This is a genomic window from Streptomyces sp. NPDC000941 (assembly GCF_053599555.1).
On the sequence record NZ_JBSFMM010000112.1, the window covers coordinates 1 to 19,835 of the forward strand.

Genomic DNA, 19,835 nt, shown 5'->3' on the forward strand with positions numbered 1-19,835 from the left:
AGGCCGTGTGGGCCTCGCGGGAGCCGGCGACACCCCATGTCCGCGCATGCCCGGGCGCGCGCGGCGCGGCGGGGCGGGGGCGGCAGCGTACGCCGCCGTGCCCCGGCGGGAAGCCGACGGGCGGGCCGGGCCGTGACCGCGACAGTGGTGGGTCGGCCCGTCGTCGCGCAGAGCCCGCCGCCGGCGCGGCGAGGCGTGCCGTGGCTCGCGGTCGTCGCGGCGGTGTATGCCGTGGTGCAGCTGGCCATGGTCGTGCCGCATATGGGCGGTGGGCTGCTGTGGGACGAGAGCGTCTACGCCTCCCAGGTGGATCCGCACCGTCCCGCGGCCTTCTTCAGCGCACCGCGGTCCCGTGGCATCAGCTATCTCGTCGCGCCCGTGGTCGCCGCGACCTCCTCGGTCGTGGCGCTGCGGGTGGTTCTGGCCCTGCTGTCGGCGGTCGCGCTGTACGCCGTCTTCCGGGTGTGGGGGCCGCTGGTGGGGCGGGGCACCGCCGCGCTGGCCGCGCTGTTGTTCTCCGGGCTGTGGATCACCCAGATCAGCGGGTCGCAGGTGATGCCCAACCTGTGGGTGGCGCTCGGCGCGGTGGCCGCCGTCGGCTGGTTTCTGCGGGCCCCGGCCGAGCCGCACGCCCGCTGGTGGCTGGCCGCCGCCGTGGCCGGGGTCACGCTGCTGCGGATGCCGGACGGCGGCTGGCTCGGGCTGCCGCTGCTGGCGGCCGCCGTGTGCGTACGCCGGTGGCGGCCCGCGCTGCCCGCGCTGCTGGGCGGGCTCGCGCTGGGCGCGGCGCCCTGGGTGGCCGAGGCGTACGCGCGGTTCGGCGGCGTCGGGGCGCGGCTGCGGGCCTCCAGCGCCACGGAGGGCGGGATGGTGCCGCAGCTCAACGTGGGCACCGCGCTGCGCAGCCTCAACGGCCCGCTGCTGTGCCGCCCGTGCCAGGTGCCGCTGCGCCATCCGGAGCTGACGCTGTGGTGGCTCGCCCTGCCCCTGCTGGCCGCCGCCGCGCTCGCCGTGGCCGTACGGGACCACCGCGCCGGGCGCGGCCGGGCGCTGTCCGCGACCGTGCTGCCCGTGGTCTGCGCCGCCTCGATGGCCGTGCCGTATCTGCTGCTCATCGACTACTCGGCGCCCCGCTTCCTGCTGCCCGCCTACGCACTGCTCGCCCTGTCCCTGGCCGCCCTCGCGGCACGCGCCGTACGGGCCGCGCGCTCGCCGGTGCCGGTCGCCGCCGCCCTCGGGCTCGTACTGGCGGTGCAGCTGGGGAGCCAGTACGCCGTCCTCGCGGACACCACGCACCAGGCCGCCGCCACCGCCGAGCGGTACCAGCGGGCAGCCGCCGGGCTGCGGGCGCTGGGGCTGCGGCCGCCGTGTCTGGTGGCCGGCTCGCGCGCGCTGCCGATCGGCTACGCGGCGGGCTGCGCCTCCGCCGAGGTGAGCGGCAACAACACCTCGACCACGGCGGCCGCGCTGCTGCGCCGGGCCGCCCATGAGCCGACCGCGGTATTCGGCCACGCCCCCGGGCACGGCCTGCCGTCGCTGCGCGCCCGCGGCTGGACCCGGCACACCCTGCCCGGCACGGGCGGCCTGAGCGTGTACATGGCCCCGGTCTCCGGACGCGCCGAGCGTCCGGCGCAGCGGTAGATTGTGAAGGTCCGGGGCGCCCCCAGCCCACGTGACCACTCCCGCGTGACCACTCCCCTGCGACCACTCCCGGTGTCACCTCTCGGCCGACCCCTCCCGCCGAGCCGAAGGAGTCCGCTCATGTCCAAGGGCTACTGGGTCGTCGCCTACCGCTCGATCTCCGATCCCGCGAAGACGGCCGCGTACGGGAAGCTGGCCGTCCCGGTCGTCGAGAAGGCCAAGGGACGGTTTCTGACCCGCGGAGGCCAGGTCGTCGCGCACGAGGCCGGGGTGGCGGAGCGCACGGTCGTCGTCGAATTCGACAGCTTCGAGCTGGCCGTCGCCACGTACGAGAGCGAGGACTACCAGAAGGCGCTGACCGTGCTGGCCGACAGCGCGGAACGGGACTTCCGCATCGTCGAGGGCGCCGGCTGAACAACCCCTACCAGTCCGTGGGGGCGTAGTCCTTCAGGAAGCAGCCGAACAGGTCCTCGCCGCCCTCGCCCCGCACGATCGGGTCGTAGACGCGGGCCGCGCCGTCGACGAGGTCGAGCGGGGCGTGGAAGCCCTCGGCCGCCAGCCGCATCTTCTCGGGGTGCGGGCGCTCGTCGGTGATCCAGCCGGTGTCGACGCTGGTCATCAGGATGGAGTCGGCCTCGAACATCTCACGCGCGCTGGTGCGGGTCAGCATGTTCAGGGCGGCCTTGGCCATATTGGTGTGCGGATGGCCCGCGCCCTTGTAGCCGCGGCTGAACTTGCCCTCCATGGCGGATACGTTCACCACGTACTTGCGCCGCGCGGGCGAGGCCGCCATCGCCGGGCGCAACCGGCTGACCAGGATGAACGGCGCCGTCTCATTGCACAGCTGCACTTCGAGCAGTTCGACGGGGTCCACTTCGTCCACCCGCTGGATCCAGGTGTTGGAGTCGTCGAGGTCGGGCACGAGACCGCCCGCGTCGATCGCGGTCCCCGCCTCGATCCGCGCGGGTGAGGCGGAGCCGCTGGTCAGGGCGAGGGCGGTGAGGTCCTGTGCGCTCAGCGCGCCGTCCCGCGCGGCCGCCGGCCCCGGCAGAGCCGCCTGCGCGCCACTGCCGAACACGCCCAGAACGGCGGAGTCCGGCAGCTCCCCGGCGGGCAGCGCGGCCGATTCGCCCGCTATGAGCTCCGCGTACGCGGCGGGCGTACGGCGCACCGTCTGCGCGGCGTTGTTGATCAGGATGTCCAGCGGGCCCGCCGCGCTCACCGAGTCGGCGAGCGCGATCACCTGGGCCGGGTCCCGTAGATCGATGCCGACGATCTTCAGCCGGTGCAGCCACTCCCCGCTGTCCGGCATGGCCTTGAAGCGGCGGATCGCGTCGTTCGGGAAGCGCGTGGTGATGGTGGTGTGCGCGCCGTCGCGCAGCAGCCGCAGCGCGATATACATGCCGATCTTCGCCCGGCCGCCGGTGAGCAGCGCCCGGCGCCCGGTGAGATCGGTGCGCGCGTCGCGGCGGGCCCGGTTCTCGGCGGCGCAGTTCTGGCAGAGCTGGTGGTAGAAGGCGTCGACCTCGACATAGCGGGTCTTGCAGGTGTAGCAGGACCGGGGCCGCTGCAGGATGCCCGCGATCGGGGTGGTCACCGAGCTGGTCAGGGCCAGGCCCAGCGTCTCGTCGTCGATGCGGTCGGCGGCGCCGGTGGCCGTGGCCTCGGTGACCTCCTTGTCGTGGGCGGTCTTCGCGGCACGCCGCTCCTGGCGCCTGCGCTGCTTGACCGTCCGGTAGACGCCGGAGGTGGCGCGGCGCACCGCGATGGCGTCGGGGTGGTCGACCGGCAGCCGGTCGAGCTCTTCGAGCACGCTCAGGCAGGTCGCCAGACGCTCCGGGTCGATGCCCGTCTGCTCGGCCCGGCCCTCTTCAATCACCGTCATTCGCCGCTGCCACTTTCTGCTTCGCCCGTTCCAAGGGCGGTGCCCTGGGTGGTGGTGGGGTGGGTAACGGCGAAACTTTACGGAAGCGGGGGCGGCAGCGCCAAACCCGGGGCGGGCTCACCCCCGCCCGGGTTTGCGGTAGACGTAGCCCGGGCCCGCCGCGGCGGTGTCGTCGGCGGTGTCGTCCGGCCCGGGTCCGGGGGCTCCGGCGAGCTCGCGGATCAGACCGTGGTGCGGGGAGAGCCCGCAGGCCGGGTCCGCGGCGGCGGCGTCGCCGGTCAGCGCGTACGCCTGGCAGCGGCAGCCGCCGAAGTCCTCGGCACGGTGCGCACAGCTGCGGCAGGGCTCCTTCATCCAGGTCTCGCCGCGGTAGTGGTTGAAGGCCCCGGAGTGGTTCCAGATCCAGTCCAGCCGGTGGTCGCGTACGTTCGGCGGGTCCAGTCCGGGGATGGTGGCCGCCGCCGGGCAGGGCAGTACGGTGCCGTCGGGCGCCACGGTGAGCGAGACCGCTCCCCAGCCGCCCATACAGGGCTTGGCGACCCCGTCGAAGTAGTCGGGGACCACCCACACCAGGTCCATCGAGCCGTCCAGCCGCTCCCGCCACCGCTCGACCGCGTCACGGGCCCGCGCCAGCTGTTCGCGGGTGGGCAGCAGCGCGGTGCGGTTGCGCAGGGCCCAGCCGTAGAACTGGGTGTTGGCCAGCTCGATCCGCTGGGCGCCCCAGGCGGCGCCCAGCTCCACCAGGTCGTCGAGGGCGTCGAGGTTGTCGCGGTGCAGCACGACGTTGAGGCCGAGCGGCAGCCCCGCGTCCCTGACCAGGGCGGCGGCCCGCTCCTTGGCGGCGAAGGACCGGCTCCCGGCGATCCGGTCGGAGGCGGCCGGGTCGGAGTGCTGGACGGACAGCTGGACGCCGCGCAGCCCGGCGTCCACCAGCGCGGCCAGCCGCGCCGCCGTCAGCCCGACACCGCTGGTGACCAGCTGGGTGTAGATCCCGGCGGACTCGGCGGCCGCGGTGATCGCCTCCAGGTCGGTGCGCAGCAGCGGCTCCCCGCCCGAGAGATGGGTGTGCACCACGCCCAGCTCCCCGGCCTGCCGCAGCACCTCCGCCCACTCCTCGCCGGTCAGCTCCCGGGAGCGGCGGACCAGCTCCAGCGGGTTGGAGCAGTACGGACAGTGCAGCGGACAGCCGTGGGTGAGCTCGGCCAGCATGGCCCAGGGGGGCGGCGCGCCGGTCATCGCAACCAGCCCTCCCGCCGCAGTCGGCCGAGGAAGGCGGGGACCTCGGTGGTCACGGGGGCGCCGGGGAAGCGCCCGGCCAGGTCCGCGACGATCGCGTCGACGGCGCGGATGCCGTCGCACAGCCGCAGGATCTCGCCCGCGGTGCCACGCAGCACCACGACCCGCTCGGGCAGCACCAGCAGGTCCCCGTCGCGCACCCGGTCGTGGCGGAGGTGGACCGCGGGCGCGAGGGCGGGCCGCCACGGGGGCATGGCGGCCGGGGTGGTGTCGGCTCCGTCGGCCGTGTCGGCGGTTTCCTTGGCCGTATCGGCTTCCTTGGCCGTATCGGCGGTCACGGCCCCTCCTTGGGGTCGGCGTGGTCGACCGCGTCCAGCAGCGACCAGAGCACATCGCATTTGAAGGCGAGCGCCGCCACGGCCCGCTCCCGGTCGTCCTCGCTGCGCGCCCAGGACAGCACCAGGTCCAGGGCCTCCCGGCTGTCCTGGCGCCCCTGGGTCTCGCGGGTGCGGAAGTACGCGAGCCCGTCGCCGTCGATCCACCGGTAGTGGCGCTCGAAGGCGTCGATGCGGGTACGCATGATGTCCGGGGCCGACAGCTCGGTGAGCGAGGCGGCGACCGCCTCCAGCGGGGAGCGCAGCCGGCAGAAGTTGACGTAGCCGTCCACGGCGAGCCGCACCCCCGGCAGCACGCTCCGGCCGGACAGCAGCAGGGTGCGGTCGAGGCCCGCGGCCTCGCCGAGCCTGAGCCACCGCTCGATCCCGCCCTCGCCCTCGGCCGCGCCGTCGTGGTCCTGGATGCGCCGCAGCCACATCCGGCGCAGCGCCGAGGTCTCCAGCTTGGCGGTGATCAGGGCGTCCTTGACGGGGATGTGGCGCTGGTAGTGGAAGCGGTTCGCGATCCACCGGCGGAGCTCGTCGGGGGTCAACTCGCCTTGGTGCATCCGGACGTTGAAGGGATGGCGGTCGTGATAGCGCTCGCGCGCCACGGTCCGCAGCCGCTCCTCGAACTCACTCACAGCACTCACAGCACTCACAGCTCGATCACCATCCCGTCGGCGGCCACCTCGAGACCGAGCCCGGCCAGCGCCTCGTACTGGGGCGCCGCCGGATCGGCGAGGGGGTTGGTGTTGTTCAGATGGGTGTAGAGGCAGCGGCCCGGCAGTTCGGCGAGCCGCTTGGCGGTGCCGCCGGGGCCGTCGATGGGCAGATGTCCCATACCGGTGGCGGTGCGGGTGGAGAACCCGGAGCGCCGGGGCTCCTCGTCGTCCCAGAACGTGCCGTCGACGATCACGCAGTCCGCCTCGGCTGCCGCCCGCTGGAAGGCGTCCGGCCAGGCGGCGAGGGCGGGGGCGTAGAGCAGGGACCGGCCGGTGTCCCGGTCGGCCAGGCGCAGCGCCACCACCCACGCGTCGCCCCCTGCCGTCCCTGCCACATCGGCCTCCATGTCGGCCGCGTAGCGCGGGCGTTTGGCGGAGACCGGTACGGCGCTGACGGTCAGCGGCGAGCCCTCGGCCAGCGGCGTCGGCTCGGCGTCGAGGCCACGCCACCGCAGGGTGGTGTACGGGCCCAGGACATCGCCGAGGTGGAGGCCGTCGAGCAGGGCGCGGCGTACGGGCGCGGTGGCGAGTACGTCGACGCCGCCGGCCGCCTCGCGGAGCCGGGCGATGCCGAGAGTGTGGTCGAGTTCCGCGTCGGTGAGGACCACTCCGGCCAGTGGGGTCTGGCGGGGCCGCGGCCCGGGGTGCAGTTCCGGGCAGTCCTCGATCTGGTCGCCGAGGTCGGGGGTGGCGTTGACCAGGTACCAGTGGCCTTCGGTGGCCCGTACGGCGAGGGAGGCGTGGCGGCGGCGCCGGCCGGGGTGGGCGCGTGCCCCGGAGCAACCGGGGCACGCGCAGTTCCACTGAGGCAGTCCGCCGCCCGCCGCGGTGCCGAGCACGCGCAGCAGCATGGCGGCGCCGTCAGCGGGTGGTCAGCGAGTAGGCGGTGACCTCCAACGCGGTGTCCACGACCACGTAGTCGGGGGTCTGCCAGGCCGTCTCCTCGATACGGGGGCGGGTCTGCTCGCCCGTCCGCCTCGACTGGGGTTCGTTGCGCTGCACGGTCTCGTTCATGTCCGTACCTTGCCTTCCTGTGTGTTGGGGGTGATCCACGGGACGGTTTCCCGCGGATCCGCACGGAGGGTGAAGGGGTGCCGGGTGACGTGAAGGGACAAGGGGGTTCACGGGTCTTATGAGCTCTTCCCCGCATAGCCGGAGCCGATCCGCACCTCGTCGATGAGCAGCTTCTTGTAGCGCTTGGCGTCGGTGGCGGCGGCCCAGGTGCTGTTCACGGTGAGCCGGACATAGCGCTTGGTGGTGGCGGGGATGTCGATGAACTGCACGCCGCGGGCGCTGGGGAGGGTGCCGGTTTTGACGGCGCTCCCCCAGTCGGTGCCGTCGCTGGAGACCTGGATCTGGTAGTCGCGGATGCGGGCGGACTGTTCGGTGTCCGAGCGGGCGTAACCGACCGACCATTCCCGCTGGTTGATGGCCAGGTACTGAACGCTCTTGGCGGAGCGCAGATCGAAGGTGAGCGAGACGGGGAGCTTGGTGTTGCTGTCCCAGTAGCTCTGCGGATTGGCGTCGAGGACGGCGGAAGCCGGGTGTCCGCTCGCCGCGGAGCTTGCGCTCGCGGTCATGGAGTCGGCGGGGATCAGGCCCTGTCTGCCGTCGGTCTCGACCTTGAGGACCGTGTCGTACGGGTCCCAGTCGGCGATCCCGGTGACGGTGATCTTGCCGCCGCCCTGGCTGAAACTCAGCTGCTTTCCGGTACGGAAGTCGGTGATCCGCTGGGCCCGGTAGCCGTTGTCGCGCAGCGTCAGGGTGGCGCCGGAAGGCTTGGTCAGGACGTGTACGAAGTGCAGATCCGGATCCGCCTTGGAGACCGTGGTCACACCGCGGGCCCCGTCGTTCCAGGCCCCGGGCGCGAGCCCGCCATAGCTGTAGCCGCCGCCCTCGGTGCCGTTGAGCGAGCCCCAGATGGCGTCCAGATAGGTCTTGGCGACGTTGTTGAACGCCTCCTGTTTGCTCGGGAACCGGCCGTTGACCTGAGCGGTCTCGGCCATGAGCGATTTGACGGAGGAGCCGGAGTTGGCGATCAGCCGGCGGAGGGTGAGCGCGTGGTCCACCGCCGAGTCGGTGCCGCTGTACCACCAGGCGCCGCTGCTGGGCAGCTTGAAACAGGCCTCGGTCAGCCGGGGCTGGGGGCTCCAGATCGCCTGCGGGTAGTCATAGTCCGGGGTCATGCCGGTCTTCTGCTCATTGCTGACCGTGTCCATGATCGGCGTGTCTTCGTTGTTGTTGCTCAGCAGCCAGCCGGGGCGGTCCGCGCGGATCTTCTCGTAGAGGCCGTGGTCGATCCAGTAGTCGTTGTCGTTGTCGATCCAGAAGCCGGACAGCTTCGGGTAGTTCCGCATGACCTCGACGAAGTTGTCGTACGAGAACTCACCGAACCCGTCGCGCGTGGTCAGATCGACATCGCGCCCCTTGTAGTCCGAGTACGCGTCCGAGTCCAGCCATTCATGGCCGCCCTCGTCGTGCCACTGCGGATCGTCGGTCATATAGAGCACGACCTTGAGCCCCCGGGCGTCGGCGGCGCTGATCAGCTCGCCCAGGAAGTCGCGTTTGGTGGAGCAGCTGCCGGGGATGTCGGACGGCCAGGCGCGGGAGTACCCCAGACGGCTGTGGAAGGAGGCCAGCACGAGGTATTTCGCATGCAGTTTCTCGGCCTCGCGGACCCAGTAGTCGGCGTTCCAGCCGCCGTCGGTCACGGCCTTCTCCCAGGCGGAGCAGCTGGTGTAGCCCGGTGAGGTGCGCATGCCCCAGTGCAGGAAGAGTCCGGCTTGGGAGTCGCGCAGCCACTGCTGCCGCGCATGTACGACTTCGGCCCGCGCGGGGGCGGGGCCTGCGAAGAGGAGGGCGCCGACGGCGAGCAGTGCGGTGGCCAGCCAGGCGCGAAGACGTCCGCGCGGTCTGTGGCTCATGGGGCTCCTTCCCCGGGCTGTCGGTACCGGGCGAGGGGGACGCGGGGTGGTGTTCGGGGGTGGTGTTCTGTTGAAGAGTTGCGAGCCACTTGGCCCGGGTCAATGGGGCGGACGCAAAAATCCTCCGATCTCTATCGCCCGACCTGACGGATTATCACTTATCAAGTCAGCAGAAACCGCAGGTAGTTGGCCGAGGACGTGCCACCGAACAGCCTCTGGCCATCTTCTGGCCCGTACCAATCCTTGACTCGGCAGACCACACCTCCTACCTTCCGCGATGCATCACACACGGATGCCTCAGCTGCGTTCGAAGGAGTTGATCATGCAAGGAAACGCACGATCCGGCGGACTCCGCTCATGGGTCGCGGTGGCCACCGCCACCGCAACCACCGCGGCAGCCGCCATCACCTTCACGCTCACCGCCGGGGCCGGTCAGGCCGCCGCGCTGGACAACGGCCTGCTCCGCACACCCCCCATGGGCTTCAACAACTGGAACGCCACACACTGCGACTCCTCGTTCAACGAGTCCATGGTCAAGGGGGTCGCCGACGCCTTCGTCTCGCTCGGCCTCAAGGACGTCGGCTACGAGTACGTCAACATCGACGACTGCTGGGCGAAGCCCAGCCGGGACTCGGACGGCAATCTGGTGCCCGACCCCACCCGCTTCCCGAACGGCATCAAGGCCGTGGCGGACTATGTGCACTCCAAGGGGCTCAAGTTCGGCATCTACACCAGCGCCGGCACCAAGACCTGCAACAGCGCCGGCTTCCCCGGGGGGCTGAACCACGAGAAGCAGGACGCCAAGCAGTTCGCGTCCTGGGGCGTGGACTACCTCAAGTACGACAACTGCAATAACCAGGGCGTGGACGCCCAGCAGCGCTACAAGGCCATGCGCGACGCGCTCGCGGCCAGCGGGCGGAAGATCGCGTACAGCATCTGCGAATGGGGCCAGACCAGCCCCAAGGTGTGGACCTGGGGCGAACCGGTCGGCAATCTTTGGCGCACCACCGGCGACATCAGCGACAAGTGGTCCAGCATGATCGACAAGGTGCATATCAACGACGACCTCGCGCAGTACGCGGGCCCGGGCCACTGGAACGACCCGGACATGCTGGAGGTCGGCAACGGCGGGATGACCGCCACCGAGTACCGCACCCACTTCAGCCTCTGGGCGATGATGGCGGCGCCGCTGCTCATCGGCAGCGATATCCGCGACGCCTCTGCCACCACCCAGTCGATCCTGAAGAACACCGACCTCATCGCGGTGGACCAGGACACCCTGGGCAAGCAGGCGACCATCGTGTCCTCCAGCGGCGGCAAGGTCGTGTACACCAAGCAACTGGCCAACGGCGACCGGGCGGTCGCCCTGCTCAACGAGAACTCGTCCACCAAGACGATCTCCACCACGGCCACCGCGATCGGCCTCGGCGGCTCGTCCTCGTACGGACTCAAGGACCTGTGGTCCAAGGCCACCAGCACCACGACCGGTTCGATCAGCGCCTCGGTGCCCGCGCACGGCACGGTGGTGTTCCGGGTCTCCCGCGGCTGAACTGCCCAGTCATGACCGAACTGTTGACGGGATAGGAACGTTTCTTTACAGTCCCCCTCAACAGCGATTCACCTCATGCGTCACTCCCCCACCGCGGCCTTTCCATATCCAGTCAGTTCATGGATATGACCAAAGGTCAGACAGGAGAATCACTGATGAAGCCCAATCGGCTGCCCGGGCCCCGCATCGCGGCGGCCCTGGCGACGGCGGGCGCGCTGCTCCTCCCTACAGTCGCCGCCCACGGCGCGGAGCGCACACCGCAGGCACCCACGGCTTCCTGGAGCCTCAAGTGGAGCCCCGCGTCGGGGGCCAGTGTCGCCGACTCCTTCGAGGGCGCCGAGGACGACCGCGCCGACTCGCACCCCGGGGTCACCCATATCTACCCGAGCGGCGGCGGGTTCCGCACCGACATCCACTACCCCAAGGACGTGGACACCAGCACCGACCGCCAGCGCAACGAGGTCAGGGGCATGCGGCAGAACGGCGCCGCCGTGAAGATCCTCAAGGACGAGACCTGGCGGATCCAGTACCAGATGTATGTGCCGGACACACTGGACGCGACCACCGGCTTCACCCACATCATGCAGATCAAGGTGGGGGACGTCGCCGCCCCGCTGTTCACCATGTCGCTGCACCAGCACGACAACGGCCCGAAGGTCGAGATGCGCACCTCGGACGACGACGAGAACCTGACGGAGGCCGGGGCCGCCGCCATGTCGCCGATCCAGGGCAAGTGGAGCGATGTGTCGGTCGAGGTGAAGGCGTCCGACTCCGGGGCATACGTCGACTGGTCGGTCGTCACCGAGGGGAAGACGGTGGCCAAGTACAAGCGCACCGGTCTCGACATGTGGCGCGGCCAGAACTACCTGCGGCCCAAGTGGGGCATCTACCGCAGCCTCAACAGCAGTGGCCTGCAGACGACTTACCTGCTCACCCGCAACTTCAAGGCGTACAAGCTCCAGTAGGAGGAGACGCGCGATGAAGAGCCATCGGAAACTCGTGGTGGCGGCCACCGCCGCCGCACTCGCCGCCGGGCTGCTGGTCGGAACGGCCGGCACGGGCAACGCCTCGTCCGACAGAGTCGACTCGGCACCGTCCAGTATCAAGACCGTCTCGTCCGGCTGGTCGATCCCCTGGGGGCTCAGCTGGCTTCCCGACGGATCGGCGCTGATCACCGAGCGGGACTCGTTCAAGGTGTTCAAGCTCACCCAGTCGGGCACCAAGACCCAGGTCGGCACGGTGCCCAACGTCGTGACCACCAGCGGCGAGGGCGGGTTACTGGGGATCGCGGTCTCCCCGAACTGGAACACCGACCACTACGTCTACCTCATGCACACCGCGTCCGAGGGCAACCGGATCGCCCGGATGACCTTCGACGGCTCCTCGCTGAGCGGCTACACCACGCTGGTCAGCGGCATCAAGAAGAACAAGTACCACAACGGCGGACGCCTCAAGTTCGGCCCGGACGGCTATCTGTACGCCACCGCCGGGGAGGCGCAGACGCCCGACCTCGCCCAGGACAAGAACTCGCTCAACGGCAAGATCCTGCGGATGACCACCGACGGCAAGCCCGCCCCCGGCAACCCGTTCGGCACGCTCGTCTACTCCTACGGCCACCGCAACCCGCAGGGCCTCACCTGGGACTCGGCGGGGCGGCTGTGGGAGGCGGAGCTCGGCAACAGCAAGTACGACGAGCTCAACCTCATCGAGCCGGGCAAGAACTACGGCTGGCCGACCTGCGAGGGCAGCTGCTCCACCTCCGGCATGACCAACCCCAAGCGCCAGTGGTCGACCGGCGAGGCGTCACCCAGCGGTGTCACCTACGCGGACGGCGCCCTCTACATGGCGGCGCTCAAGGGCGAGCGGTTGTGGCGGATCCCGGTCGACGGCACATCCGCGGGCACCCCGAAGGCGTACTACATCAGCGAGTACGGGCGGCAGCGCACCGTCGAGACCGTCCCGGGCAAGAACACCCTGTGGCTGTCCACGACCAACGCCGACAACAACGGCGGGGAACCGGACGGCGCGGACAAGGTGTTCCAGGTGGAGCTGAAGTAGCCTCCGCCACCGACGCCCGGACACCTCACCTCACGTCGCGCTCCGCGGTCCGCCGCGGAGCGCGACCGTGCGGGTGGTCAGTTAAGCGATCTGCTCGTTCATGAGCAGGAAGGCGCCCAGGCCATGGAGATCGTTGGTGTTGCGCTTGCGGCCGAAGTAGTAGGCCAGATCCCCGACGTTGGTGCCCTCGCTGATGTCGGTGATGTCGGTCAGCCCGTCCGCGTTGACCGTCACCTTCTTCAGGACGCCCTGATAGCCCCTGCGCGCCGCGGACACATAGTCGCCGCCGGCGATGTATTTGCGCTCCAGCGCAGCGTGCAGCATCAGGGTGTACATGCTGGAGGCCGAGGTCTCGGTCCAGTTGCCCGACTCGCTCCCCTTGTCCACCACCTGGAACCAGCGGCCGGTGCTCCGGTCCTGGTAGCGGACGAACCCCTTGGCCAGGTGTTTGACGTTGGCGATCAGCTCGGCGCGCCGCGGGTGGTCCGCGGGCAGCAGGTCCAGCGCCTCGATATGGGTCATCGCGGTCCAGCCGATGGCCCGGGCCCAGTGGTAGGCGGAGGTGCCGGTGGTCGGGTTGGGCGACCAGGGGGCGTCGCCGTCCGCGTCGTAGGCGTGGTAGAGCAGTCCGTTGGACGCCTTGAGGTGAGTGAAGTACACGGCCAGGTTGCGGCTGACCTCGTCGTACGCGTAGGTCTCGTCCCCGTACGCGATGCCGTAGCGCAGCAGGAACGGCTGGGCCATGAACACCCCGTCCGCCCACAGCTCGTTGGTCTTGCTCGTGGCGTGCCACATACCGCCGTCGGAGGTGCGCGGATAGGTCGTGATGCGGGTGCGGATCTGGTCGGCGGCGGTGCGGTAGCGCGGGTCGCCGGTCTCCTTGTGGAGGATCAGCAGCAGGTTGCCGCACTGCATGGCGTCGAGGTTGTTGAAGCTGTGGTCGACGTGGCCGTTCGCGTCCACGTACGTGTCCACCCACCCCTTGATGTACGCGAGGTAGGACGGCTCCTTGACCCGCTGGTACACGCGGTAGGTGCCGTAGAGGAACAGCCCCTGCGTGTAGCCCCAGCCGCCGAGCGACTTCGGGTCGGGCTTGCGGGCGATGGTGGAGTCCACCACGGCCCGGGACCAGTCGGTGGGGGCCGCGGAGGCGGCGGTGCCGAGCGCGAGGCCGCCGGTGAGGCCCAGGGCGCCGGCGAGTACGGTCCTGCGTTTGATCACTGGTCGGCTCCCGAGTGTAAGGTTTCCGGACTTGTTCTGGACATGTCATCAATCGTAACGCTTGTGAGCCACGCGCGTTAGACCTCGGAGGACCCGCGAAGACACCGGATCAGCGCACCCCGCACAGGAGCCGCCCGTGGACACCGAACACCGCGCACAGGCTCGGGCCCGGGCCCGCGAGAAGGCCGCGGAGCTGGCCGCACAGGGGATCGTCGGCACCGCGCTGACCTGGGTGGACAACGCGGGCCTCACCCGCGTCAAGGCCGTGCCCACCGCACGGCTCGAACACGCCGCGCAGTGGGGCGTCGGCATGTCCCCCGTCTTCGATGTCTTCCTCGTGGACGACTCCATCACCACCAGCCGCCACATCGGCGGCCCCGACGGCGATCTGCGGCTCTTCCCCGACCTCGACCGGCTCACCCCGCTGGCCGCCCAGCCCCGCTGGGCCTGGGCCCCGGCTGACCGGTACGACATGAGCGGGCGGGAACACCCCGCGTGTCAACGGCTGTTCGCGCACCGGATGGCAGAGCGGGCCCGGGAGCGCGGCCTCGGGATGCTCATGGGGATCGAGACCGAATGGGTCGTCGCCACCGCCGGCGCGCCGGAGTCGGAGCCGCGCTACCCCACCGCCGGGCCCGCCTACGGGATGAGCCGCCTGGTGGATCTCTCCGACTATCTCGCGGATGTGCTCGACGCGCTCCAGGCCCAGCGGGTCGAGGTGGCGCAGATTCACCCCGAGTACGCGCAGGGGCAGTTCGAGGTGTCCGTGGCGCCCGCCGACCCGGTCGGCGCGGCCGATCTCGCCGTACTGGTGCGCCAGACCATCCGGGGCGTGAGCGCACAGCACGGCCTGGCGCCGTCGTTCGCGCCCGTGTTCACCCCGGACGCCGTCGGCAACGGCGGCCATCTGCATCTGAGCCTGTGGCAGGGCGAGCGCGATCTGTGCCGCGACGGGGACGGGCCGTGCGGTATGACGGCGACCAGCGAGGCGTTCCTGGCCGGTGTGCTGCGCGCGCTGCCCGCCCTGCTGGCCATCGGCGCCCCCTCGCCCGCCAGCTATCTGCGTCTTGAGCCCTCCCGCTGGGCCGGGGCGTATCAGTGCTGGGGGCTGGAGAACCGCGAGGCCGCGCTGCGCTTCGTGGCGGGGGCGCCGAAGGACCCCAGCGGGGCCAACGCCGAGGTCAAGTGTGTCGACCAGGCGGCCAATCCGTATCTGCTGACGGGCGCGGTCATCGCCGCCGGGCTCGCCGGGCTCGACTCCGGTCTGACGCTGCCCCCTCCGGTGGCCGGCGACCCGGCGCACGAGGGCCATCAGCAGCGGCTGCCGACCTCGCTGCCCGCCGCCCTGGAACACTTCGACGCCTCGGACACGCTCCGCGAGGCGCTGGGCGATCCGCTCTTCGAGGCGATCGCCGCCGTACGCCGCGCCGAGGCCGAGCTGTTCGAGGGGGCGAGCCCGCGGGACATCGCCGCGGCCACCCGCTGGAGGTACTGAGCCATGTCCGGCCACGGCGCGGCGCTGCCCCGGACGCCCCGGCCGCCCCTGGTGGACCACCACTGCCACGGCCTGCTGCGCGGCGAGCCGGACGCCGCGGCGTTCGAGGCGTATCTGACCGAGTCGGACGCGCCCGCCGCGCCCGGCACCAGCTACTTCGACACCCAGCTCGGATTCGCGGTGCGCCGCTGGTGCCCGCCGCTGCTGGGCCTTGCGCCGCACTGCCCGCCCGAGCGCTATCTCGCCCGGCGGCGCGAGCTGGGCGCGGCGGAGGTCACCCGGCGGCTGCTGCGCGCCGCCGGTATCACCGAGTTTCTGGTGGACACCGGGCTACCCGGGGACCTGACGAGTCCTCAGGAACTCGCCGAGGCCGCCGGGGGCACGGCGCGAGAGATCGTACGCCTGGAACACCTCGCCGAGCGGGTCGCGGACGCCTCACGGACCGCCGACTCCTTCCTCGCCACGCTCGACGGCGCCGTACGGGGGGCCGCGCTCACCGCCGCCGGGTTCAAGTCGGTGGCCGCCTACCGCTACGGTCTCCACCTCGCGCCCACACCGCCCGCCCCGGCCGCACTCCGCGCGGCGGCGGACCGCTGGCTGGCCGCCCGCGCCGCCCGCCCCAGCGACGCCGCGCGGCTCGCCGATCCGGTGCTGCTGCGCCATCTGCTGTGGTCCGCCGCGCGCACCGCACTGCCACTGCAGCTGCACACCGGATTCGGCGACCCCGATCTGCGCCTCGACCGCTGCGATCCGCTGCTGCTCACCGACTTCATCCGCGCCGTGCGCCCCACCGGCTGCCCGCTGATCCTGCTGCACGGCTATCCGTACCACCGCGGCGCCGCCTATCTGGCCGCGGTCTACCCGCATGTGTACGCCGATGTGGGCCTGGCCCTGACACACACCGGGGCGCGGGCCGGGGCGGTGCTGGCCGAGGTGCTGGAGGTGGCCCCCTTCGGCAAGGTGCTCTTCTCCACCGACGCCTACGGCCTGCCCGAGCTGTACGCGGTCGGGGCGCTGCTCTTCCGGGAGGCCCTGGACGCGGCTCTGGCCCGCTGGGTCCGCGACGGCGCCTGGAGCGCGGCGGACGCGGAGCGGGTGGCGGCCCTGGTGGCTGCGGGCAACGCCCGCCGAGTGTACGGGTTGAACAGCACAATCACCGGCAATATCTAGAGTCAACCGTAAAATCATCTGTAACTGACGCGTATGGCGCGGGTTTTCGTCACGATGGTGTCATGGACGAAGAGCACTTCCTGGAGCGCGCCAAGCAGTTCGCCCACCGGCTGGCCGAGCTCCAGAACCGTCTGGACCCCGATTCGTACGACCTCCTGCTGCGCATCCTCCGCGGCATCAACGACGCCATCGTGCACCGCCGCGACGGCGGCAGTGACAGCGGCGGCGGCAGCGTTGACGTGGAGTTCTCCCCGCGCGACCAGGATCGGTTCACCCCCGCCCTCGGCCGTGAGCTGGAGGAGCTGACCAGTCTGCTCGGGCCGCACGGCCTGCGGCTGGTGGTGGACTTCGGGGCCGAGCAGGAGCGCGACCGGATGGAGGTGGAGGCCATCGCGCGGGTGAGCGGCATGGACCCCGGGCGGTCGTGACATGAGCCGCGCGCCGTCGGGCAGTACCGTTCGTCCGGTAGTACCGACCGGCCGTACGGCCACCACCCGGACCAGCCACTACGCGGAGGAGACACGCATGCGGATCGGCGGCGCGACCGTCCTGCTCACCGGAGCGACCGGAGGCATCGGGCAGTCACTGGCCCGCGCCCTCGCGGCCAGGGGGGCCAAGCTGCTGCTCACCGGCCGCCGCGAGGAGGTGCTGCGGCCCTTGGCCGACCGGCTGGGCGGCCGGGCCATCGTCGCCGATCTGGCCGACCGGGCTCAGGTGGACGACCTGATCGCCGAGGCCGCCGACGCCGACATCCTCATCGCCAACGCGGCGCTGCCGTCCAGCGGTGAAGTCCTCGGCTACGCCCCCGACGAGGTCGACCGCGCCCTGGAGGTCAATCTGCGCGCCCCGCTCCAGCTGGCCAGGGCGCTGGCACCGCGGATGGTGGCGTCCGGCTCCGGCCACATCGTGATGATCGGCTCGCTGTCGGGCCGTACCGCCTCGCCCGGGGCGGCGCTCTACAACGCGTCCAAGTTCGGGCTGCGCGGCTTCGCGCTCGGGCTGCGCCAGGATCTGCACGGCACCGGGGTGGGGGTCTCGGTGGTGCAGCCGGGGTTCGTCCGCGACACCGGGATGTTCGCGGACTCCGGCGCCACCACGCCCCCCGGTGTCCGTACGGTCTCCGTCCGCCAGGTGGCGGTGGCGACGCTGCGCGCCATCGAGCGGGACCGCGCCGAGGTGAACATCGCGCCGCTCGAACTGCGCCTGGGCAGCGCGCTCGGCGGGCTGTTCCCGAGCCTGGCGGCGGTGGCCCAGCGCAACTCCGGGGCCGACCGTACGACCCGCCAGCTGGCGGAGGGCCAACGGCACAACCGCTGAGCAGAGCCTCGCGGCCCTGGCACGGGCTTCGTTCGCCGCTCTCCCCTGGGCGCGGCACCGTGCCAGGGTTCGGGCACCCTTGGTCGGACAACGTTGTCACGGAGGCCCCCTTGAGACCACTGCTCGACTGTGTCCACCCCGCCTCGGCGACCTTGAAGTACTCGGCCGCCGACGCGGCGCTCGCGCTGATGGCACGCGGGCTCGGGCACCGCGCCGACGCGCGGACGTTCGCCGAGCGCGGCCAGTGGTACCGGAAGCTGTGGGACTCCTCGATCGCGCCTGCCCAGCGGGAAGAGGACTGCGCCGTCAGCGCCTTCTTCCGCGCGGCCCGCTGGTTGAAGGCCGGGGACACATTGCCAATAGCCACCCGAGCTGCCAGATCCGTACCCGCCAGAGCGCCCAGGTGGTTGCCCACCGCGCGAAGCACCTCCTCGTCGGCGGGCCAGAGGTGCAGACGGGTGCGGATGCGGCACCCGGAGGGCGGGGCGACCACGAACGGGACGCACAGCGCACGGTAGGGGCGCTGCTCTCGCCCCTTCGTTCCCCGCGCCCGCTTGCCCATCGCCTCGCACCCCCACCCACCTGTGATGATCTCGACGAACCGAAGCTAACCCCCACCCCACACCCCGGGAAGCACATGACAGCGATTGGCGAACAACTGATCCCATCTGTACAGGAAGGGCCGAAGATGAACGCCGACCAGATCATTCACCGCCGACCACAACACCCTGACCTGCCCGAAATAGCCGACGCCGGCCTACACATCCGGGAACTGCTTCCAACCCGACCATGAGCGGCGGCGACTTCCTGGCCGTCTCCAGCCCGCAGTTCGAATCGGCGATCATCCGTATTGGCAGCATCGGCCGCTACGGCACCCGGCAGGGCGGCACGCTGACCGTCACCGCGCCCGGTGCGAGCGACGAGCGGCGCTATGTGCGCGATGTGTCGCTGAACGGACGGGACCTGCCGCGGACCTGGCTGCCCTGGTCCTCGGTCGCGCACGGCGGTTCGCTCGCCCACCGGCTGGGCACCGAGCCGTCCGCCTGGGGTACCCGGCCGGGCGCGGAGCCGCCGTCGGTGGGTGGTGCCGGTCGCCCGGGGTCGAACGTGGTGTAGGTTCTACGGCCCCCACCATGTGCGGCTGAGCGAGGGAGCGGGTCCATGCGCGCTGTGGTCTTCGATGCCTTCGGGCACCGGCCCGAGGTCCGGAACGTCCAGGATCCGACTCCCTCGCGACGCGGCGCGGTCATCCGCGTCGAGGCGACCGGGCTGTGCCGCAGCGACTGGCACGGCTGGATGGGGCACGACCCCGGCATCCGGCTGCCGCATGTACCCGGCCATGAGCTGGCCGGGGTGGTCGAGGAGGTGGGCCCCGAGGTCCTGAACTGGCGCCCCGGGCAGCGCGTCACCGTGCCGTTCGTCTGCGCGTGCGGGCGCTGCGGCGCCTGCGCGGACGGTGCGCAGCAGGTGTGCGAGCGGCAGACCCAGCCGGGCTTCACCCACTGGGGCTCCTTCGCCGAGTACGTCCCGATCGAGAACGCCGATGTGAACCTGGTCGGCATCCGCGGCGAGCTCGCCTTCACCACGGCCGCCGGTCTGGGCTGCCGCTTCGCGACGGCCTTCCGCGCCGTGGTGGCGCAGGGCCGGGTGGCCCCCGGCGAATGGGTCGCGGTGCACGGCTGCGGCGGGGTGGGGCTGTCCGCGGTCATGATCGCGTCCGCGGCGGGGGCGCGGGTGGTCGCGGTGGACATCTCGCCGCGTGCCCTGGCCCTGGCCCGGCGGTTCGGGGCGGAGGTGTGCGTGGACGCGTCCTCGACCCTGGGGTCCGTGGCGGACGCGGTCGCGGACGCGACCGGCGGCGGTGCCCATGTCTCGCTGGACGCGCTGGGCTCCCCGCGGACCTGCGCCGCGTCTGTCAACAGCCTGCGGCGGCACGGCCGCCATGTGCAGGTCGGCCTGTTGCCGCCGGCCGCCGGGAGCCCGATGCTGCCGATGGACCGGGTCATCGCGCTCGAACTGCGGCTGCTGGGCAGCCATGGCATGGCGGCGCATGCGTACGGGCCGATGATGGAGATGGTCGAGGCCGGGACGTTGCGGCCGGATCTGCTGGTCACCGACACCATCGGGCTCGACGAGGTGCCGGAGGCGCTGATGGCGATGGGGGCGGCGGCCGGCGCCGGGGTCACGGTCATCGAACCCCGGCGGCCGGCCACGGCCGCCCGGCGGTGAGGGTCTGGCGG

18 protein-coding genes and 2 pseudogenes are annotated in these 19,835 nt (G+C 71.4%); 12 read left to right on the forward strand and 8 right to left on the reverse strand.

Annotation, left to right across the window (positions count from 1 at the left end; translation table 11 throughout):
- Positions 1–132: 132 nt before the first annotated feature.
- Entirely contained in the window at positions 133–1,641 is a 1,509-nt protein-coding gene (locus tag ACWDSL_RS30600; protein ID WP_450490887.1) for an ArnT family glycosyltransferase, read from the forward strand.
- 120 nt (positions 1,642–1,761) lie between these two features.
- Complete coding sequence (locus ACWDSL_RS30605) at positions 1,762–2,055, forward strand: DUF1330 domain-containing protein (RefSeq protein ID WP_450490889.1); 294 nt, start codon at positions 1,762–1,764, stop codon at positions 2,053–2,055.
- Positions 2,056–2,062: 7 nt separating this feature from the next.
- Here ACWDSL_RS30605 and ACWDSL_RS30610 read toward each other — a convergent pair whose 3' ends face one another.
- The 7 genes from ACWDSL_RS30610 to ACWDSL_RS30640 all read right to left on the reverse strand — a co-directional run bounded on the left by ACWDSL_RS30610 (position 2,063) and on the right by ACWDSL_RS30640 (position 8,785).
- Positions 2,063–3,526, reverse strand: a complete 1,464-nt coding sequence (locus ACWDSL_RS30610; RefSeq protein WP_450490891.1) for an SDR family NAD(P)-dependent oxidoreductase — start codon at positions 3,524–3,526, stop codon at positions 2,063–2,065.
- A gap of 117 nt (positions 3,527–3,643) precedes the next feature.
- Positions 3,644–4,762: a pyrroloquinoline quinone biosynthesis protein PqqE gene (gene pqqE, locus ACWDSL_RS30615; RefSeq protein ID WP_450490893.1), complete on the reverse strand. Its 1,119-nt coding sequence runs from the start codon at positions 4,760–4,762 to the stop codon at positions 3,644–3,646.
- Positions 4,759–5,100: a pyrroloquinoline quinone biosynthesis peptide chaperone PqqD gene (gene pqqD, locus ACWDSL_RS30620; RefSeq protein WP_450490895.1), complete on the reverse strand. Its 342-nt coding sequence runs from the start codon at positions 5,098–5,100 to the stop codon at positions 4,759–4,761. Before pqqD ends, pqqE begins: the two co-directional genes overlap by 4 nt.
- A complete protein-coding gene (gene pqqC, locus ACWDSL_RS30625) occupies positions 5,097–5,789 on the reverse strand; it encodes a pyrroloquinoline-quinone synthase PqqC (RefSeq protein ID WP_450490897.1) in 693 nt (230 codons plus the stop codon). The genes pqqD and pqqC overlap by 4 nt, the downstream gene beginning before the upstream one ends.
- A 5-nt stretch (positions 5,790–5,794) precedes the next feature.
- Positions 5,795–6,712 carry a pyrroloquinoline quinone biosynthesis protein PqqB gene (pqqB, locus tag ACWDSL_RS30630; RefSeq protein WP_450490899.1) on the reverse strand — a complete coding sequence of 306 codons (918 nt, stop codon included), beginning with the start codon at positions 6,710–6,712 and terminating at the stop codon, positions 5,795–5,797.
- 10 nt (positions 6,713–6,722) lie between these two features.
- Entirely contained in the window at positions 6,723–6,875 is a 153-nt protein-coding gene (pqqA, locus tag ACWDSL_RS30635) for a pyrroloquinoline quinone precursor peptide PqqA (RefSeq protein ID WP_450490901.1), read from the reverse strand.
- Positions 6,876–6,991: 116 nt separating this feature from the next.
- On the reverse strand, positions 6,992–8,785 hold the full coding sequence (locus ACWDSL_RS30640; RefSeq protein WP_450490903.1) for an alpha-L-fucosidase: 1,794 nt from the start codon (positions 8,783–8,785) through the stop codon (positions 6,992–6,994).
- 322 nt (positions 8,786–9,107) lie between these two features.
- Between ACWDSL_RS30640 and ACWDSL_RS30645 the strand changes: the two are divergent.
- The 3 genes and pseudogenes from ACWDSL_RS30645 to ACWDSL_RS30655 form a co-directional block, all read left to right on the forward strand.
- Positions 9,108–10,325: pseudogene (locus ACWDSL_RS30645) on the forward strand (glycoside hydrolase family 27 protein); the annotation flags it as partial.
- Between the two features lie 164 nt (positions 10,326–10,489).
- Positions 10,490–11,299 carry a hypothetical protein gene (locus ACWDSL_RS30650; RefSeq protein ID WP_450490905.1) on the forward strand — a complete coding sequence of 270 codons (810 nt, stop codon included), beginning with the start codon at positions 10,490–10,492 and terminating at the stop codon, positions 11,297–11,299.
- Positions 11,300–11,312: 13 nt separating this feature from the next.
- The gene (locus ACWDSL_RS30655; RefSeq protein ID WP_450490907.1) at positions 11,313–12,392 is read left to right on the forward strand and encodes a PQQ-dependent sugar dehydrogenase; all 1,080 of its coding nucleotides are present in this window, start codon (positions 11,313–11,315) and stop codon (positions 12,390–12,392) included.
- Between the two features lie 81 nt (positions 12,393–12,473).
- Here the strand turns inward: ACWDSL_RS30655 and ACWDSL_RS30660 are convergent, their stop codons facing one another.
- The gene (locus ACWDSL_RS30660; RefSeq protein ID WP_450490909.1) at positions 12,474–13,613 is read right to left on the reverse strand and encodes a glycoside hydrolase family 88/105 protein; all 1,140 of its coding nucleotides are present in this window, start codon (positions 13,611–13,613) and stop codon (positions 12,474–12,476) included.
- Between the two features lie 136 nt (positions 13,614–13,749).
- On the opposite strand from ACWDSL_RS30660, the gene ACWDSL_RS30665 reads away from it, so the two are divergent.
- From ACWDSL_RS30665 to ACWDSL_RS30695, 7 genes and pseudogenes are all read left to right on the forward strand, one after another.
- On the forward strand, positions 13,750–15,108 hold the full coding sequence (locus tag ACWDSL_RS30665; protein ID WP_450490911.1) for a glutamine synthetase: 1,359 nt from the start codon (positions 13,750–13,752) through the stop codon (positions 15,106–15,108).
- 3 nt (positions 15,109–15,111) lie between these two features.
- Positions 15,112–16,278: an amidohydrolase family protein gene (locus tag ACWDSL_RS30670; protein WP_450490913.1), complete on the forward strand. Its 1,167-nt coding sequence runs from the start codon at positions 15,112–15,114 to the stop codon at positions 16,276–16,278.
- A 62-nt stretch (positions 16,279–16,340) separates the two neighbouring features.
- Entirely contained in the window at positions 16,341–16,706 is a 366-nt protein-coding gene (locus tag ACWDSL_RS30675; protein WP_450490915.1) for a hypothetical protein, read from the forward strand.
- Between the two features lie 97 nt (positions 16,707–16,803).
- Positions 16,804–17,595 carry an SDR family NAD(P)-dependent oxidoreductase gene (locus ACWDSL_RS30680; RefSeq protein ID WP_450490917.1) on the forward strand — a complete coding sequence of 264 codons (792 nt, stop codon included), beginning with the start codon at positions 16,804–16,806 and terminating at the stop codon, positions 17,593–17,595.
- 125 nt (positions 17,596–17,720) lie between these two features.
- Positions 17,721–17,870: pseudogene (locus ACWDSL_RS30685) on the forward strand (glycoside hydrolase domain-containing protein); the annotation flags it as partial.
- A 514-nt stretch (positions 17,871–18,384) separates the two neighbouring features.
- Complete coding sequence (locus ACWDSL_RS30690; RefSeq protein WP_450490919.1) at positions 18,385–18,711, forward strand: glycoside hydrolase domain-containing protein; 327 nt, start codon at positions 18,385–18,387, stop codon at positions 18,709–18,711.
- A gap of 45 nt (positions 18,712–18,756) precedes the next feature.
- A complete protein-coding gene (locus ACWDSL_RS30695) occupies positions 18,757–19,824 on the forward strand; it encodes a zinc-dependent alcohol dehydrogenase family protein (RefSeq protein WP_450490921.1) in 1,068 nt (355 codons plus the stop codon).
- Positions 19,825–19,835: the final 11 nt, after the last annotated feature.

Coding starts and splice junctions, on each gene's coding strand:
- ACWDSL_RS30605 (WP_450490889.1), top strand. CDS start 1,762: ATGTCCAAGGGCTACTGGGTCGTCGCCTACCGCTCGATCTCCGATCCC.
- ACWDSL_RS30610 (WP_450490891.1), bottom strand. CDS start 3,526: ATGACGGTGATTGAAGAGGGCCGGGCCGAGCAGACGGGCATCGACCCG.
- pqqE (WP_450490893.1), bottom strand. CDS start 4,762: ATGACCGGCGCGCCGCCCCCCTGGGCCATGCTGGCCGAGCTCACCCAC.
- pqqB (WP_450490899.1), bottom strand. CDS start 6,712: ATGCTGCTGCGCGTGCTCGGCACCGCGGCGGGCGGCGGACTGCCTCAG.
- pqqA (WP_450490901.1), bottom strand. CDS start 6,875: ATGAACGAGACCGTGCAGCGCAACGAACCCCAGTCGAGGCGGACGGGC.
- ACWDSL_RS30640 (WP_450490903.1), bottom strand. CDS start 8,785: ATGAGCCACAGACCGCGCGGACGTCTTCGCGCCTGGCTGGCCACCGCA.
- ACWDSL_RS30650 (WP_450490905.1), top strand. CDS start 10,490: ATGAAGCCCAATCGGCTGCCCGGGCCCCGCATCGCGGCGGCCCTGGCG.
- ACWDSL_RS30655 (WP_450490907.1), top strand. CDS start 11,313: ATGAAGAGCCATCGGAAACTCGTGGTGGCGGCCACCGCCGCCGCACTC.
- ACWDSL_RS30670 (WP_450490913.1), top strand. CDS start 15,112: ATGTCCGGCCACGGCGCGGCGCTGCCCCGGACGCCCCGGCCGCCCCTG.
- ACWDSL_RS30675 (WP_450490915.1), top strand. CDS start 16,341: ATGGACGAAGAGCACTTCCTGGAGCGCGCCAAGCAGTTCGCCCACCGG.
- ACWDSL_RS30680 (WP_450490917.1), top strand. CDS start 16,804: ATGCGGATCGGCGGCGCGACCGTCCTGCTCACCGGAGCGACCGGAGGC.
- ACWDSL_RS30690 (WP_450490919.1), top strand. CDS start 18,385: ATGAGCGGCGGCGACTTCCTGGCCGTCTCCAGCCCGCAGTTCGAATCG.
- ACWDSL_RS30695 (WP_450490921.1), top strand. CDS start 18,757: ATGCGCGCTGTGGTCTTCGATGCCTTCGGGCACCGGCCCGAGGTCCGG.